Source organism: Glaciibacter sp. 2TAF33 (assembly GCF_052114945.1).
Classification (GTDB): Bacteria; Actinomycetota; Actinomycetes; order Actinomycetales; family Microbacteriaceae; genus Cryobacterium.
This window is the reverse complement of record NZ_JBFRFS010000008.1, coordinates 1-15,698: the sequence shown is the minus strand read 5'-3', so window position 1 is coordinate 15,698 and position 15,698 is coordinate 1. Positions and strand designations below refer to the sequence as shown.

The 15,698-nt window shown below is 66.9% G+C and carries 13 protein-coding genes; all 13 read left to right on the top strand.

Annotation, left to right across the window (positions count from 1 at the left end; translation table 11 throughout):
* Positions 1–145 precede the first annotated feature (145 nt).
* The 13 genes from AB4Y94_RS09305 (at position 146) to AB4Y94_RS09245 (ending at position 15,218) form a co-directional block, all read left to right on the top strand.
* Positions 146–886 carry a class I SAM-dependent methyltransferase gene (locus AB4Y94_RS09305; RefSeq protein WP_441727478.1) on the top strand — a complete coding sequence of 247 codons (741 nt, stop codon included), beginning with the start codon at positions 146–148 and terminating at the stop codon, positions 884–886.
* Positions 887–956: 70 nt separating this feature from the next.
* Positions 957–1,631, top strand: a complete 675-nt coding sequence (gene coaE / locus AB4Y94_RS09300) for a dephospho-CoA kinase (RefSeq protein WP_441727477.1) — start codon at positions 957–959, stop codon at positions 1,629–1,631.
* A gap of 9 nt (positions 1,632–1,640) precedes the next feature.
* The gene (uvrB, locus tag AB4Y94_RS09295) at positions 1,641–3,707 is read left to right on the top strand and encodes an excinuclease ABC subunit UvrB (protein WP_441727476.1); all 2,067 of its coding nucleotides are present in this window, start codon (positions 1,641–1,643) and stop codon (positions 3,705–3,707) included.
* A 100-nt stretch (positions 3,708–3,807) separates the two neighbouring features.
* Positions 3,808–6,675, top strand: a complete 2,868-nt coding sequence (uvrA, locus tag AB4Y94_RS09290; protein ID WP_441727475.1) for an excinuclease ABC subunit UvrA — start codon at positions 3,808–3,810, stop codon at positions 6,673–6,675.
* A gap of 17 nt (positions 6,676–6,692) precedes the next feature.
* Positions 6,693–8,621, top strand: a complete 1,929-nt coding sequence (gene uvrC, locus AB4Y94_RS09285) for an excinuclease ABC subunit UvrC (RefSeq protein WP_441727473.1) — start codon at positions 6,693–6,695, stop codon at positions 8,619–8,621.
* Positions 8,622–8,682: 61 nt separating this feature from the next.
* Positions 8,683–9,558: an RNase adapter RapZ gene (rapZ, locus tag AB4Y94_RS09280; protein ID WP_441727471.1), complete on the top strand. Its 876-nt coding sequence runs from the start codon at positions 8,683–8,685 to the stop codon at positions 9,556–9,558.
* A gap of 62 nt (positions 9,559–9,620) precedes the next feature.
* Positions 9,621–10,604, top strand: a complete 984-nt coding sequence (gene whiA / locus AB4Y94_RS09275; protein WP_441727780.1) for a DNA-binding protein WhiA — start codon at positions 9,621–9,623, stop codon at positions 10,602–10,604.
* 35 nt (positions 10,605–10,639) lie between these two features.
* On the top strand, positions 10,640–11,266 hold the full coding sequence (locus tag AB4Y94_RS09270; RefSeq protein WP_441727469.1) for a superoxide dismutase: 627 nt from the start codon (positions 10,640–10,642) through the stop codon (positions 11,264–11,266).
* Between the two features lie 122 nt (positions 11,267–11,388).
* Positions 11,389–12,396, top strand: coding sequence for a type I glyceraldehyde-3-phosphate dehydrogenase (gene gap / locus AB4Y94_RS09265; RefSeq protein ID WP_441727468.1), 1,008 nt, complete (start codon positions 11,389–11,391; stop codon positions 12,394–12,396).
* 12 nt (positions 12,397–12,408) lie between these two features.
* Positions 12,409–13,623, top strand: coding sequence for a phosphoglycerate kinase (locus tag AB4Y94_RS09260; protein WP_441727466.1), 1,215 nt, complete (start codon positions 12,409–12,411; stop codon positions 13,621–13,623).
* Positions 13,614–14,414 carry a triose-phosphate isomerase gene (tpiA, locus tag AB4Y94_RS09255; RefSeq protein WP_441727464.1) on the top strand — a complete coding sequence of 267 codons (801 nt, stop codon included), beginning with the start codon at positions 13,614–13,616 and terminating at the stop codon, positions 14,412–14,414. The genes AB4Y94_RS09260 and tpiA overlap by 10 nt, the downstream gene beginning before the upstream one ends.
* Positions 14,415–14,539: 125 nt before the next feature.
* Entirely contained in the window at positions 14,540–14,791 is a 252-nt protein-coding gene (gene secG / locus AB4Y94_RS09250) for a preprotein translocase subunit SecG (RefSeq protein WP_441727462.1), read from the top strand.
* A 58-nt stretch (positions 14,792–14,849) separates the two neighbouring features.
* Positions 14,850–15,218: an RNA polymerase-binding protein RbpA gene (locus AB4Y94_RS09245; RefSeq protein WP_441727461.1), complete on the top strand. Its 369-nt coding sequence runs from the start codon at positions 14,850–14,852 to the stop codon at positions 15,216–15,218.
* The last annotated feature ends 480 nt before the right edge of the window (positions 15,219–15,698 follow it).

The following is a 15,698-nucleotide window of genomic DNA, read 5'->3' as shown; positions in this document are numbered from 1 at the left end:
TCGTGCGCAACTGCGGGGATTCTGCCGAAAAGGCGCCGTAATGGGAAAAAACCGGCCCCACGGCGAAAATTCCAGCGATTGTGCACCGCAGCTCAACCCGTTCACCGCATCGGCGGCGTGGCCGCGCCCTGCCTAGGCTGGAAGCATGCCAGACGCCCGGAATCGCGCCCACGCAGACTCGTTCCAGCGCGGCGCTGACGGCTACCACCTGCACCGGCCCGGGTACCCGGGCGAAACGGTGTCGTGGCTGCTCGGCGGTGCCGTCGACGTGCTCGACCTGGGGGCGGGAACCGGCAAGCTCACCGCGGAACTGGTGCGGCGCGGCGCCACCGTGACCGCGGTGGACCCGTCCGACGACATGCTCCGGGTGCTGCGGTCGCGGCTGCCGCAGGTGACCACGCTGCGGGGCTCGGCGGAGCAGATTCCGCTGGCCGACGCATCCGTCGACCTGGTGACCGTCGCGCAGGCCTGGCACTGGGTCGACGCCGAGGCCGCCAGCGCCGAGGTGGCGCGCGTGCTGCGACCGGGCGGGCGGCTGGCGCTGGTCTGGAACAGCAGGGACGAATCGGTGGGGTGGGTGGACGAACTCTCCGCGGCGATGCACCAGGGGTTGCACGAAGCCGGCCGCTACCGGCCGACGCTGGGTGCGGGGCTCGTCGTGACCGGGCAGCGCGCCGACAGCTGGCTGCACCACACCACCCGCGCCGGGATCCTCGCCCTGTCGACAACGCGCAGCTACTACCTGGTGGCACCGCCGGCCGAGCAGCAGGCGATGCTGGGGCGGATCGAGGCGGTGCTGGACCGGCATGCGGAGACCAGCGGCACCGCGGTCGACCTGCCCTACCTCACGGAGTGCTGGTTGGCGGAGCCACCGGTGCTGGCGTAGCCCGCTGGGCTCCCGGGCGACGGGGGACACGTGAACCAGGCTTCGGCCCGGCACGGTTAGCATTGCAGGCGTGTACTTGATTGGGTTGACCGGCGGGATCGCATCCGGCAAGAGCACGATCGCGAAGCGGTTGGCTGAGCATGGCGCCGTGCACCTCGACGCCGACACGCTCGCCCGCGACGTGGTCGAGCCGGGCACGGACGGGCTCGCCCGGATCCGCGCCACCTTCGGCGACGACGTGATCGCGCCCGACGGCAGCCTGGACCGGGCCGCCCTCGGTTCGCGGGTATTCGGGCACCCGGAGTCGCTCGCACAGCTCAATGCGATCGTGCACCCCGCGGTGCGCGCCCTCACCCATACCCTGATCGGCGAGGCGGAGGCGCGCGACCCTGACGCTGTCGTCGTCTACGACGTGCCGTTACTGGTGGAGGCCGGGGTAAGCCATCCGTTCGACCTGGTCGTGGTCGCGCACGCCGATGAGGCCACCCGGCTGGCCCGGCTGGTCGAGCTCCGCCGGATGAGCGAGACGGATGCAGCCCGCCGGCTGGGCGCGCAGGCGAGCGACACCGAACGGCTCGCCGTCGCGGACGTCGTCATCGACACCGGCGGCGCACTGGCGCAGACGCTGGAGCAGGCCGATGCGCTGTGGGAACGGGTGCGGAACCCGGGCGCCCAGCCCCATGCCCGCGGGACCACCGCCCCCCAGCCCACCGCCCCCCAGCCCAATGTCAGTGGTGCTCCGTAGACTGGAAGGATGCAAGCAACGCGCGCCGTACACCCGTTCGAGGTCATCAGCGAGTACACACCGAGCGGTGACCAGCCGGGTGCGATCAAGGAGCTGGCCGGCCGGATCAACGCCGGCGAGACCGACGTCGTGCTGCTCGGTGCGACCGGTACCGGTAAGTCGGCGACCACGGCCTGGCTGATCGAGGCCGTGCAGCGGCCCACCCTGGTACTCGCCCACAACAAGACCCTGGCTGCGCAGCTGGCCACCGAGTTCCGCGAACTGATGCCCAACAACGCCGTCGAGTACTTCGTCTCCTACTACGACTACTACCAGCCAGAGGCCTACGTTCCGCAGACCGACACGTTCATCGAGAAGGACAGCTCGATCAACGCGGAAGTGGAGCGGCTGCGGCACTCCACCACCAACTCGCTGCTGAGCCGGCGTGACGTGATCGTGGTGTCCACGGTCTCCTGCATCTACGGCCTCGGCACCCCGGAGGGCTACATGGAGGCGATGATCGCCCTCCAGGTCGGGCAGAACATCAACCGCGACTGGCTCATCCGCAAGTTCGTGTCGATGCAGTACCAGCGCAACGACGTCGACTTCTCCCGCGGCAACTTCCGGGTGCGGGGCGACACCATCGAGATCATCCCGATGTATGAGGAACTCGCCATCCGGATCGAAATGTTCGGTGACGAGATCGAGGCGCTGTACAGCCTGCATCCGCTCACCGGGGAGATCGTGCGCAAGCTCGACGCCGTCTCCGTGTTCCCCGGATCGCACTACGTCGCCAGCACCGACGTGATGCACCGGGCGATGGGCACCATCCAGGAGGAACTGGCCGACCGCCTCGCCCAGCTGGAGCGCGAGGGCAAACTCCTCGAGGCGCAGCGGCTGCGGATGCGCACCAACTTCGACCTCGAGATGATGGAGCAGATCGGGTTCTGCTCCGGCATCGAGAACTATTCCCGGCACATCGACGGGCGTAACCCCGGTGAGGCCCCGCACTGTCTGCTCGACTACTTCCCCGACGACTTCCTGGTCGTCATCGACGAGTCCCACGTCACCGTGCCCCAGATCGGCGCCATGTACGAAGGCGACTCGTCGCGGAAGCGCACCCTGGTCGAACACGGGTTCCGGCTCCCCAGCGCCCTCGACAACCGCCCGCTCAAGTTCAACGAGTTCAAGAGCCGGGTCGGCCAGACCGTGTACCTGTCGGCCACGCCCGGCAAGTACGAGATGGGCATAGCGGATGGCGTCGTCGAGCAGATCATCCGCCCGACCGGCCTGATCGACCCCGAAGTGGTCGTGAAGCCCACCGAGGGCCAGATCGACGACCTGCTCGAGGAGATCAGGCTGCGCGCCGAACGCAACGAGCGCGTTCTCGTCACCACCCTGACCAAGAAGATGGCCGAGGAACTCACCGACTTCTTCACCGAGGCCGGGGTGCGGGTGCGGTACCTGCACTCGGACGTCGACACCCTGCGCCGGGTCGAGTTGCTGTCCGAGTTGCGCGCAGGCATCTACGACGTGCTGGTCGGCATCAACCTGCTCCGTGAGGGCCTCGACCTGCCCGAGGTGTCGCTGGTGGCCATCCTCGACGCCGATAAGGAGGGTTTCCTCCGGTCGTCGACCTCGCTGATCCAGACCATCGGGCGTGCGGCGCGGAACGTGTCGGGCCAGGTGCACATGTACGCCGACCGGCTCACCCCGTCGATGGCGCAGGCGATCGAGGAGACCAACCGGCGCCGGGAGAAGCAGGTGGCGTACAACACGCTGCACGGCATCGACCCGACCCCGTTGCGGAAGCGGATCGCGGACATCACCGACATCCTGGCGCGCGAGGAAGCCGACACCGCGCAACTCCTGGCCAACCGGGACGCCCGCAAGAAGAGCCCGGTGCCGAACCTGCGCCGCGAAGGACTGGCCGCCAACGGCGCGAACGACCTGGAGTCGATCATCGCCGACCTGAACGGGCAGATGCTCGAGGCGGCGGGGGAGCTCAAGTTCGAACTCGCCGCCCGCCTCCGCGATGAGGTCTCCGAACTCAAGCGGGAGCTCCGCAACATGGAACGCGCCGGTCACCTGAACTAGCGTCCGATCAAGAGCGGCCAACCACGGCGTTGACCGCCCGTTCGCTGACGGCATGCCCCGCCCGGCGAAGAGTGTCAGTGGCACTGCATAGACTCATCTGGTGTCAATTTCCAAGGTAGAGTCAGGGTCCGTTCTCAGCGTGCGCGGGGCCCGCGTGCACAATCTCCACAACGTCGACCTCGAAATCCCGCGGGACTCGCTCGTCGTCTTCACCGGCCTGTCAGGTTCGGGGAAGTCCTCCCTCGCCTTCGACACCATCTTCGCCGAGGGCCAGCGCCGTTACGTCGAATCGCTCTCCGCCTATGCGCGCCAGTTCCTCGGCCAGGTCGACCGGCCGGACGTCGACTTCATCGAGGGCCTCAGCCCCGCCGTGTCGATCGACCAGAAGTCCACCAACCGCAACCCGCGTTCCACCGTGGGCACGATCACCGAGATCTACGACTACATGCGCCTGCTCTGGGCCCGCATCGGCGTGCCGCATTGCGCGGTGTGCGGCGAGGTCATCCAGTCGCAGACGGTGCAGCAGATCGCAGACCAGATGATGGAACTGGAGACCGGCACCCGGTACCAGATCCTCAGCCCGGTCGTCTCGCAGAAGAAGGGCGAGTTCGTCGACCTGTTCAAGGAACTGGCGGCGACCGGGTACTCCCGGGCCCTCGTCGACGGTACCCAGGTGCAGCTCAACGAACCGCCCACCCTGAAGAAGCAGCAGAAACACGACATCTCCGTCGTGGTCGACCGCCTTGTCGCGTCCCCCGACATCCTCAGCCGGCTCACCGACTCGCTGGAGACCGCGCTCAAGCTCACCGACGGCCTGGTCCAGGTGAACTTCGTCGACCTGGACGGCGACGAAGCCTGGCAGACCTTCTCCGAGAAGCTCTCCTGCCCGAACAATCACCCGGTCCAGCTGACCGAGATCGAACCACGCACGTTCTCGTTCAACGCGCCCTTCGGCGCCTGCCCGGAGTGCTCGGGCCTCGGCACCCGGATGGCCGTCGACCAGGACCTGCTCCTCGGCGACCCGGAGCTCAGCATCGCCGAGGGCGTCGTGTTGCCCTGGACTACCCAGGGCAAGGGACTGTTCCAATACTACGAGAAGCTGCTCGAGGGCCTGGCCCGCGACCTGCACTTCTCGCTGAAGACTCCATGGGGGAATCTCAGCGAGGAGGTGCGGAACGCCGTCATGCGCGGCGACAACTTCGAGGTCAAGGTGAAGTGGAAGAACCGCTACGGCCGGGAGATGAGCTACACCTCCGGCTTCGAGGGCGTCGTGCCGTACATCGAACGCCAGTACCAGCAGGCGGAGACCGATACCCAGCGCCAGCGCTGGGGCGAGTACCTCCGCGAGGTGAACTGCCCGGTCTGCGACGGCAAACGGCTGAAGCCGGAGGTCCTCTCCGTGCTGGTCCACGAGGCGAGCATCGCGGATGTCTGCGAGCTCAGCCTCACCGACTCCCGCGCCTTCATGAACAAGCTGGAGCTCACCGACCGGGAGCAGGCCATTGCCGCGCAGGTGCTGCGGGAGATCAAGGTGCGCCTCGACTTCCTGCTCAAGGTCGGCCTGAACTACCTCAGCCTGGCGCGCGCGGCGGCCACCCTCTCCGGTGGCGAGGCACAGCGCATCCGCCTGGCCACGCAGATCGGTTCAGGCCTCACCGGCGTGCTCTACGTTCTGGACGAGCCGAGCATCGGCCTGCACCAGCGCGACAATCGCCGACTGATCGAGACTCTGGTCGCCCTGCGCGACCTCGGCAACACCCTGATCGTCGTCGAGCACGACGAAGACACCATCCGCACGGCCGACTGGATCGTCGATATCGGCCCCGGCGCCGGCGTCAACGGCGGCAAGGTCGTGCACTCCGGTTCCTACGCCGACCTGGTCACCAACAAGAAGTCGATCACCGGCGATTACCTCTCCGGCCGCAAGTCGATCGCCACCCCGGAAACCCGGCGGCCGATCGACCCTGAACGGCAGATCTCGGTGGTCGGCGCCCAGGCCAACAACCTCCGCAAGGTGAGCGTCGACTTCCCGCTCGGCACGTTCACCGCGGTCACCGGCGTCAGCGGATCCGGCAAGTCGTCGCTGGTGAACGACGTGCTCTACCGGGTGCTCGCCAACCAGCTCAACGGCGCACGCAAGCTGCCTGGCAAACACACCAGGGTCACCGGGCTCGACGAGCTCGACAAGGTCATCCACGTCGATCAGGGCCCGATCGGCCGCACCCCGCGCTCCAATCCGGCCACCTACACCGGCGTCTTCGACCGCATCCGCACGCTGTTCTCCGAGACGATGGATGCCAAGGCGCGCGGCTACCTCCCCGGCCGGTTCAGCTTCAACGTCAAGGGCGGGCGCTGCGAGGCCTGCTCCGGCGACGGAACCATCAAGATCGAGATGAACTTCCTGCCCGACGTCTATGTGGCGTGCGAGGTCTGCGGGGGAGCCCGGTACAACCGGGAGACCCTGACCATCCGCTACAAGGGCAAGAACATCGCCGAAGTGCTCGACATGCCGATCAGCGAGGCGGCCGAGTTCTTCGAACCGATCTCCGCGATCCACCGCTACCTCAAGACCCTCGTCGACGTCGGCCTCGGATACGTGCGACTGGGCCAGAGCGCCACCACCCTGTCCGGCGGCGAAGCGCAGCGAGTGAAGCTCGCCACCGAACTGCAGCGCCGCTCCAACGGCCGCAGCGTCTACGTGCTCGACGAACCGACCACCGGGCTGCACTTCGAAGACGTGCGTAAACTGCTGCTGGTGCTCAACAGCCTGGTCGACAAGGGGAACACCGTCATCGTGATCGAGCACAACCTGGATGTGATCAAGTCCGCCGACTGGGTGATCGACCTCGGCCCGGAGGGCGGCTCAGGCGGCGGCAAGGTTCTCGCCACCGGCACGCCGGAGCACATCGCCACCGTGAAGAAGAGCCACACCGGCACGTTCCTGAAGGAGATCCTCGCCGCGAGCTGACGCCGGCGGAGAAGACCATGTCCGACATGCTGAGCTATCGCCCCAAGACGGGCGAAATCCCGACGACCCCCGGGGTGTACCGGTTTCGCGACGAGACCGGGCGGGTTCTCTACGTCGGCAAGGCGAAGAACCTCCGCGCCCGGCTGAGCAACTATTTCGCGCCGCTGGCCAGCCTGCACGAGCGCACCAGGCGCATGGTCACCACTGCCGCGAGCGTCGAGTGGACCGTCGTCGGCACCGAGGTGGAGGCCCTGCAGCTCGAGTGGACCTGGATCAACGAGTTCGACCCGCCCTTCAACGTGCAGTTCAAGGACGACAAGTCCTACCCGTACCTGGCGGTCACCCTCGCAGACGAAGCCCCGCGCGCCCTCGTCACGCGCACCACCGGCATCCGCGGCGCCCGGTATTTCGGCCCGTACCCGAAGGTGTGGGCGGTGCACGAGACCATCGACCTGATGCTGAAGGCGTTCCCGATCCGCACCTGCTCGAACGCCAACTACAAGCGGGCCATGCAGAGCGGCAAACCCTGCTTCGCCAGCCAGATCGGCCGTTGCTTCGGACCGTGCTCCCAGAAGGTGACGCTCGAGGAGCACCGCGAGATCGTCAACGAGTTCGTCAGCTTCATGGCCAGCCAGGACCGGAAGATGATCAACGCGCTGACGGCTTCGATGAAGACTGCCGCGGCGGAGCAGGACTATGAGCAGGCCGCCAAGCGCCGCGACCAGATCGTGGCCCTGAACGCGGTGCTCGAGAAGAGCGCCGTGGTGCTGCGGGAGAACGTCGACATCGACCTGTTCGGCATCGAGCAGGACGAACTCGCCGCCGCGGTACAGCTGTTCGTCGTCCGCGGTGGGCGCATCCGCGGTGTCAAGGGCTGGGTGGTCGACAAGGAACTCGACGTCACCACCGGGGACCTCATCGACTCGGTCATGCAGACCGTGTACACCGGGGACGCCCGGCCGCCGAAGGAGATCGTGCTGCCGGAACTCCCCGAGGACGCCGAGGCCATGCAGTCCTGGCTGGGCGCCATCGCCGGTCGCAAGGTGAAGCTCTCTGCCGCCCAGCGGGGCGAGAAGGCGGCGCTGCTCGGCACCGCAACGCAGAATGCCGCCCACGCCCTGATGCTCTACAAGACCCGCCGCAGCTCTGACTTCGTCGCCCGGTCGAAGGCGCTCGAAGACATCCAGGAGGCGCTCGGAATGGCCGACGCGCCGCTCCGGATGGAGTGCTACGACGTGTCCCACCTCGGCGGCACCAACATCGTGGCGTCCATGGTCGTGTTCGAGGACGGCCTGCCGCGGAAAGACGAATACCGCCGCTTCAGCATCCCCGAATCAACCGACGACACCGACTCGATCTACCGCACCCTGATGCGTCGCCTGGCCTACCTGAAACCGGCCGCCGATGAGGCCGTCGAGAAGAGCACGGATGCGCCGTCGCAGGCGGACAGCACAACTGCCGCCGATGACAGCCCGGGTGACGCCGCCGCCGCCGAACGCCGGCGCAAGAAGTTCCGCTACCGTCCCAACCTGTTGATCGTCGACGGAGGCGAGCCGCAGGTCGCCGCCGCGGCCCGGGCGCTGGCCGACTCCGGCATCGAGGGAATCCAGCTGTGCGGCATCGCGAAGCGGCTGGAGGAGATCTGGTTGCCCGACTCCGACTACCCGGTGATCCTGCCCCGCAACAGCGACGCACTGTTTTTGATCCAGCGCATCCGTGACGAAGCCCACCGATTCGCGATCACCCACCAGCGCACCCGGCGCAAGAAGGACATCACCACCGTTCTCGCCGAGATCCCCGGTCTCGGCCCGGCCCGGGTGAAGGTGCTGCTGCGCCACTTCGGTTCCGTTTCCCGCCTCAAGGAGGCCGAGATCGAGTCGATTGCCGAAGTGCGGGGAGTCGGACCGGTGCTCGCTGCCACCATTCACGAGCATTTGCGCGCCTGACCCTCCCACGGTCGATAGGCTTGACTGACTGTTCCGCACCGACCGAAGGCCAGATTCCACAATGACGACCGACAACGAAAAGCAGGAAATGCTGATCGTCACCGGAATGTCCGGAGCGGGCCGGTCGACGGTGGCCAACGCCCTCGAAGACCTCGGCTGGTATGTCGTCGACAACCTGCCGCCGCAGATGCTCCGGCCCTTGGTCGACCTCGCGGAACGGGCCAGCAACAACCTGCCGAAAATCGCCGCCGTCGTCGACATCCGGGGTCGGTCGTTCTTCAGCGACTTCCAGGAGATCGTGCAGTCGCTCAAGAGCGGCACCCAGGTGCGGGTGATCTTCCTCGAAGCCACCGACGACGCCCTGGTGCGCCGGTTCGAATCGGTGCGCCGGCCGCATCCGCTGCAGGGTGACGGCACCCTGCTCGACGGCATCGGCGCCGAACGCCGTCGGTTGCAGGCTGTTCGCGAGTCCAGCGACATGGTCATCGACACGTCGGACCTCAACATCCACCAGCTCGCGACCACCATCACCGAATGCTTCGCCGACGAAGACACCGCCGGCGTGCACGTGACCGTGATGAGCTTCGGCTACAAGTACGGCCTGCCAACGGATGTCGACCTGGTCGCCGACGCCCGCTTCCTCCCGAATCCGTTCTGGATTCCCGCACTCCGCCCGCACACCGGGCTCGACCCCGAGGTCGCCGATTTCGTTTTCGAGCAGGAAGGCGCCCGCGAGTTCCTCGACGCGTACGCCGCAGCGCTGAAGCCGGTGCTGGCCGGATACCAGCGCGAGAACAAGCGCCACGCGACGATCGCCATCGGCTGCACCGGCGGCAAGCACCGCTCCGTGGCGATGGCTCGGGAGCTGGCCGGCATGATCGGCCGCTATCCCGGCGTCGCCATCAGCGTCAAGCACCGCGACCTCGGTCGCGAATAGCCTCCACCCGGTACCGCAGGCGTGATCGCAGACCGGGCTCACAAACAGAAATGGACACCCGATTGGCACTGAGCATCGACGTCAAAGACGAACTCTCCCGCGTTGAAGTCTCGAAGACCACCGTGCGGGCGGCGGAATTGGCGACGATCCTGCGCTTCTCCGGCGGATTGCACATGATCTCCGGGCGAATCGCCGTCGAGTCTGAGCTCGACACCGCAATCCTGGCCCGCCGGGTGCGGAAAGACCTCGCCGAACTGTACGGGGTGCGCAGCGCGGTCTCCGTGGTCGCAGCCTCCGGCGTCCGGCGCAACAGCCACTACCTGGTGCGTGTGCTCGATGGCGGTGAAACCCTGGCCCGGCAGACCGGGTTGCTCGACGCCCGCCGCCGACCGATCCGCGGCCTCCCCAACCGGCTCACGACCGGCTCCAAGGAGGAGATCGCCGCGGTCTGGCGCGGGGCGTTCCTCTCCAGCGGGTCCCTCACCGACCCCGGCCGGTCCGCGGCACTCGAGATCACCTGCCCCGGCAACGAAGCGGCGATGGCGCTGGTCGGCTCCGCCGGCCGGCTCGGCATCCCCGCCAAGGCCCGCGAGGTGCGTGGGGTGCACCGGGTCGTCATCCGGGATGGTGACGCCATCAGCGCGATGCTGGTGCGGATGGGCGCTCAGGAGACCGTGGCCACCTGGGAGGCGATGCGCCAACGCCGCGAAGTGCGGGCAACGGCCAACCGCCTGGTCAACTTCGACGACGCCAACCTGCGCCGGTCGGCCCAGGCCGCCGTCGCGGCCTGCTCGCGCGTCTCCCGCGCGATGGAGATCCTCGGGCCCGACATCCCCGAGCACCTGCGGTACGCGGGCGAGTTGCGACTGAACTTCCGGGATTCCAGCCTCGACGAGCTCGGCCACCACGCCGAACCGCCGATGACGAAGGACGCCGTCGCCGGTCGCATCCGTCGCCTGCTGGCCATGGCGGACAAGAAGGCGGCCGACCTGGGTATCCCGGGCACGGACGCCGACCTCCCGGACGACCTTGAGACGCTCGACTAAACTGAAAACGTCGCTCACAACGAAGGAGACACGCAATGGCTGAATACACCCTGCCTGAACTGCCGTACGATTACTCGGCTCTCGAGCCAAGCATCAGCGGCACCATCATGGAACTCCACCACAGCAAGCACCACCAGGCCTACGTGACGGGTGCCAACACGGCCCTCGCCCAGCTGGCTGAGGCGCGTGACTCCGGTCAGCTGGCCAACGTCAACAAGCTCGAAAAGGACCTCGCCTTCAACCTGGGCGGCCACGTCAACCACTCGGTGTTCTGGACCAACATGTCCCCGGACGGCGGCGACAAGCCCACCGGCGAACTTGCCAGCGCCATCGACGACCACTTCGGCTCGTTCGACAAGTTCCAGGCGCACTTCACCGCCGCAGCGCTCGGCGTGCAGGGCTCCGGCTGGTCCGTCCTGGCCTGGGATTCCATCGGGCAGCGCCTGGTGATCCAGCAGTTCTTCGACCAGCAGGCGAACTTCGCCGTGGGTCTCGTTCCCGTGCTCATGCTCGACGTCTGGGAGCACGCCTACTATCTCGATTACCGCAACGTGCGCGCGGACTACGTGAAGGCGTTCTGGAACATCGTCGACTGGGACAATGTCCAGACCAGGTTCCAGACGGCTCGCGAGAAGACGAACGGCCTGCTGATACTGTCATGACCGTGATGGTGTCCCGCGGAACAATCGCGACCCGTCCGTGGGACACCGGCGTCCGTCTTGTGCACTCCCCGTGTTTACCCAATAAACCGCGCCGTCGGCGCCCTCAGTAACAGGAGTCATTTGTGTCCGTAAAGATCGGCATCAACGGATTCGGCCGCATCGGCCGGAACTACTTCCGCGCAGCCCTCGCCAAGGGGAGCGAACTCGAAATCGTCGCGGTCAACGACCTCACCGACCCGAAGACGCTCGCCCACCTGCTCAAGTACGACACCGTCAGCGGCCGCCTCGATGCCACGGTCGAGCTCGACGGCGACAACATCGTCATCAACGGCAAGGCGATCAAGGTTTTGGCCGAGCGCGACCCCGCGAACCTGCCGTGGGCTGACCTCGGCGTCGAGATCGTCATCGAGTCGACCGGTTTCTTCACCAAGGCCGACGACGCCCGCAAGCACATCACGGCCGGCGCCAAGAAGGTCATCGTCTCCGCCCCGGCGACCGGCGAGAACGTCTCGACCCTGGTTCTCGGAGTGAACGAAGACAGCTACGACGCCGCCGTGCACGACATCATCTCCAACGCCTCCTGCACCACGAACTGCCTCGCGCCGCTCGCGAAGGTGTTCATGGACAACTTCGGCATCGAACGCGGCCTGATGACCACGGTCCACGCGTACACGGCCGACCAGAACCTCCAGGACGGCCCGCACAAGGACCTCCGCCGTGCCCGCGCCGCAGCCGCGAACATCATCCCCACCTCCACCGGTGCGGCCAAGGCCCTCGGCCTGGTCATCCCCGAGCTGGTCGGCAAGCTCGACGGCTACGCGCTGCGCGTTCCGGTCCCCACAGGTTCGATCACCGACCTCACCGTCACGGCTTCCCGCCCGGTCACGGTCGCCGAGGTCAACGCGGCGTACAAGGCCGCTGCTGAGGGCCCCCTCAAGGGCATCCTCAAGTACACCGAGGACGAGATCGTCTCCAGCGACATCGTCGGCGACCCGCACTCCTCGATCTTCGACGCCGGACTCACCAAGGTGATCGGCGACCAGGTCAAGGTGGCGTCGTGGTACGACAACGAGTGGGGCTACTCCAACCGCCTCGTCGACATCACCGAGTACGTCGCCGAGCGACTCTAAGGGGCCCCGGCAGTGACGCTTCGCACCATCGACTCGCTCGGCCAGCTCCAGGGCAAGCGCGTCATAGTTCGCTGTGACCTGAACGTGCCGTTGGAAGACGGGCGGATCACCGACGACGGCCGCGTGCGGGCGTCACTGCCGACCCTCACGGCGCTGATCGAGCAGGGCGCCCGCGTCGTGGTCGTTTCGCACCTGGGGCGCCCCGACGGGGAACCCAACCCGAAATACAGCCTCCAGGCTGTCGCGGTCCGCCTCGGCGAGCTGCTCGAGCGCGACGTGGCATTCGCCACGGACACGACCGGGCAGTCGGCGACGGATGCCGTCGGCCGCCTCGCCGACGGAGACGTGGTCGTGCTCGAGAACCTCCGGTTCAACCCGGGGGAGACCAGCAAGGACGACGCCGAACGCGAGGCGTTCGCCCGCGAACTCGCCGCCCTCGGAGACGTCCTGGTATCCGATGGCTTCGGTGTCGTGCACCGCAAGCAGGCCAGTGTCTACGACCTGGCCCGGATTCTCCCGAGCGCAGCCGGGTTGCTCATCGCCACCGAGCTCGACGTACTCGACCGGCTCACTGAGACGCCGGAGAAGCCGTACACGGTCGTGCTCGGCGGGTCGAAGGTGTCAGACAAGCTCGGCGTCATCGGCCACCTCCTGCCCCGGGTGGATTCGCTTCTCATCGGCGGCGGAATGCTCTTCACCTTCCTGGCGGCGCAGGGCCATCCCGTGGGCGCGAGCCTGCTGGAGAGCGATCAGCTGGACACCGTTCGCGGCTACCTCGACGAGGCCGAACGTCGCGGGGTGAAGATCGTTCTTCCCACCGACATCGTGGTGGCCTCGAAGTTCGGCGCGGACGCCGACCACGTGGTCACCGCAGCGGATGCGATCGAAGACACCCCGTTCGGCAGCGCCGGTCTGGGCCTGGACATCGGACCCGACACGGCGGCGGCGTTCGCCGACATCATCCGCTCGTCGAAGACGGTGTTCTGGAACGGGCCGATGGGTGTTTTCGAACTCGCCCCCTTCGCCGAGGGCACCCGCACCATCGCGGCTTCCCTCACCGAGGTCGACGGCCTCAGCGTCGTCGGCGGCGGCGACTCCGCGGCTGCGGTGCGCATCCTCGGCTTCAACGACGACCAATTCGGTCACATTTCAACCGGTGGCGGCGCCAGCCTCGAGTTCCTCGAGGGTAAGCGACTGCCTGGACTGGAGGTCCTCGGATGGCAGTAACAGGCTCAACCCGCCGCACCCCCCTGATCGCAGGCAACTGGAAGATGAACCTGGACCACCTCCAGTCCATCGCGTTCGTGCAGAAGCTGGCATGGAGCCTGAAAGACGCCCGCCACGATTTCGATACCGTCGAGGTCGCGATCTTCCCCCCGTACACCGACCTCCGCAGCGTGCAGACCCTGGTCTCCGCCGACAAGCTGCCGCTCGCCTTCGGTGCCCAGGACCTGTCAGAGCACGACTCAGGCGCGTTCACCGGTGAGATCTCCGGTGCCTTCCTGGCCCAGCTCGAGTGCCAGTACGTGATCATCGGGCACTCCGAGCGACGGACCCTGCACTCCGAGACCGACGCGCACGTCGCAGCCAAGGTGACCGCCGCGCTCAAGCACAACCTGGTGCCGGTCATCTGCGTCGGCGAGACCGCGGCGGACCTCGAGGAACACGGCCCGAGCGCTGTGCCGGTGTCGCAACTGCGCGCCGCCCTGGCCGGCGTGGACACCGCCGCGGATATCGTCGTCGCCTATGAGCCGGTTTGGGCAATCGGCTCCGGCCAGGCGGCAACGCCCGAGCAGGCGGAGCAGGTTGCGGCGCAACTGCGCGTCGTGATCAGCGAGGCACTGGGCCAGGATGTCGCGGACAAGACCCGTATTCTCTACGGCGGATCGGTGAAGGCGTCGAATATTGCCGCATTCATGCGCGAACCGAACGTCGATGGCGCACTCGTCGGCGGCGCCAGCCTCGATATCCACGAATTCTCGAGCATCATCAGGTACCAGAAGCACGTCGGCGTCTAAGCCCGCCAGTCGGCCTGGCAGATGCCTGGCCGATGCCGGGCCGATGGGCCGATCGGGTGTCAGGCTATAATTGCCAGTGACTTGGTGGTGCTTCGTGATGCCCACCGCATTGTGAAAGGTTTCGCGTGGAGATTCTCCAGGTTGTGATGCAGGTTTTGCTCGGAATTACGAGCCTCCTGCTCACCATGCTCATTCTGCTGCACAAGGGTCGCGGTGGCGGCCTGTCCGACATGTTCGGCGGCGGCGTCACCTCGAACCTGGGATCTTCCGGTGTGGCGGAGCGGAACCTCAACCGCATCACCGTGATCCTCGGACTGCTGTGGATCGCCTGCATCGTGGTTCTCGGCCTGATCACCAAATTCGACACCGGCGCGTAACTGCAATTTCACCCGACCGGTCCTTGCGGCCGGTCAATCGTTCAAACGGAGGAACATAATGGCATCTGGTGGAAGCGCAATTCGGGGTTCCCGCGTCGGAGCCGGGCCGATGGGCGAGCAGGACCGCGGATTCCACGCGGAGCGCATCAAGGTGTCCTACTGGGACGCGCTGGGCAACGAGACAGTCCGCTACTTCGCGGCCAACCTGCCCGACGAGGAGATCCCGGAGATCATCGACAGCCCGCAGTCCGGGCTTCCGGCCGGCCGCGACAAGGAAAACCCGCCGTCGGTCGCCAAGCTCGAGCCGTACAAGACTCACCTCGCCTACGTGAAGGAACGTCGCACCGAGGAAGAGGCTGAGTCCCTTCTCGAAGAGGCGTTGGAGCAGCTGCGCGCGCGCCGCGGGAAGCTCACAGCCACCAGCTAACAGGACCTGCACGAGTGATCGCTCCCGGGCGTGCCTTGCGCGTCGCGCTTTCCGCTCTGCGCTGCGTTTAACACTTGCCCGGATGCTGACGAGGCGGGCCCCTCCGCAAGGCGGGCGCTTCGTGAGGCGTGCACTGCGTGAGGGCGTGTACTTCGGCTAACGCGCAGTAGTGCGCTGCATCCGTTTGTCCGGTCGGCGTCCGCACCCGCTCGGCGTGCGATGGCTGGGCGTGCGTTACCGCCACGGGTGCGTTAGGTGCCACGCCTGCACTGCTGCTGAGCCGGGCGCTATCTTGGGGCGGGTCACCATAGCCGTGGGCTATTGACGGGCGGCTGATCGCGCATGCCCAGCCCTCGCCCGGCTGGTAGCACCGACAGGTCCGGTGGCCCTCGACCGTCGGCTGGGCCGTTGCCGCTTCGCATCGTATAACTCGCCGACAGCCATCAGCCGGCCTGTTGCCCCATCCAGTCAGTGCGCCAG

Excerpts from the sequence above, each read along its gene's own strand:
- AB4Y94_RS09305 (WP_441727478.1), top strand. The coding sequence starts at position 146 with ATGCCAGACGCCCGGAATCGCGCCCACGCAGACTCGTTCCAGCGCGGC.
- uvrB (WP_441727476.1), top strand. The coding sequence starts at position 1,641 with ATGCAAGCAACGCGCGCCGTACACCCGTTCGAGGTCATCAGCGAGTAC.
- uvrC (WP_441727473.1), top strand. The coding sequence starts at position 6,693 with ATGTCCGACATGCTGAGCTATCGCCCCAAGACGGGCGAAATCCCGACG.
- rapZ (WP_441727471.1), top strand. The coding sequence starts at position 8,683 with ATGACGACCGACAACGAAAAGCAGGAAATGCTGATCGTCACCGGAATG.
- AB4Y94_RS09270 (WP_441727469.1), top strand. The coding sequence starts at position 10,640 with ATGGCTGAATACACCCTGCCTGAACTGCCGTACGATTACTCGGCTCTC.
- tpiA (WP_441727464.1), top strand. The coding sequence starts at position 13,614 with ATGGCAGTAACAGGCTCAACCCGCCGCACCCCCCTGATCGCAGGCAAC.
- AB4Y94_RS09245 (WP_441727461.1), top strand. The coding sequence starts at position 14,850 with ATGGCATCTGGTGGAAGCGCAATTCGGGGTTCCCGCGTCGGAGCCGGG.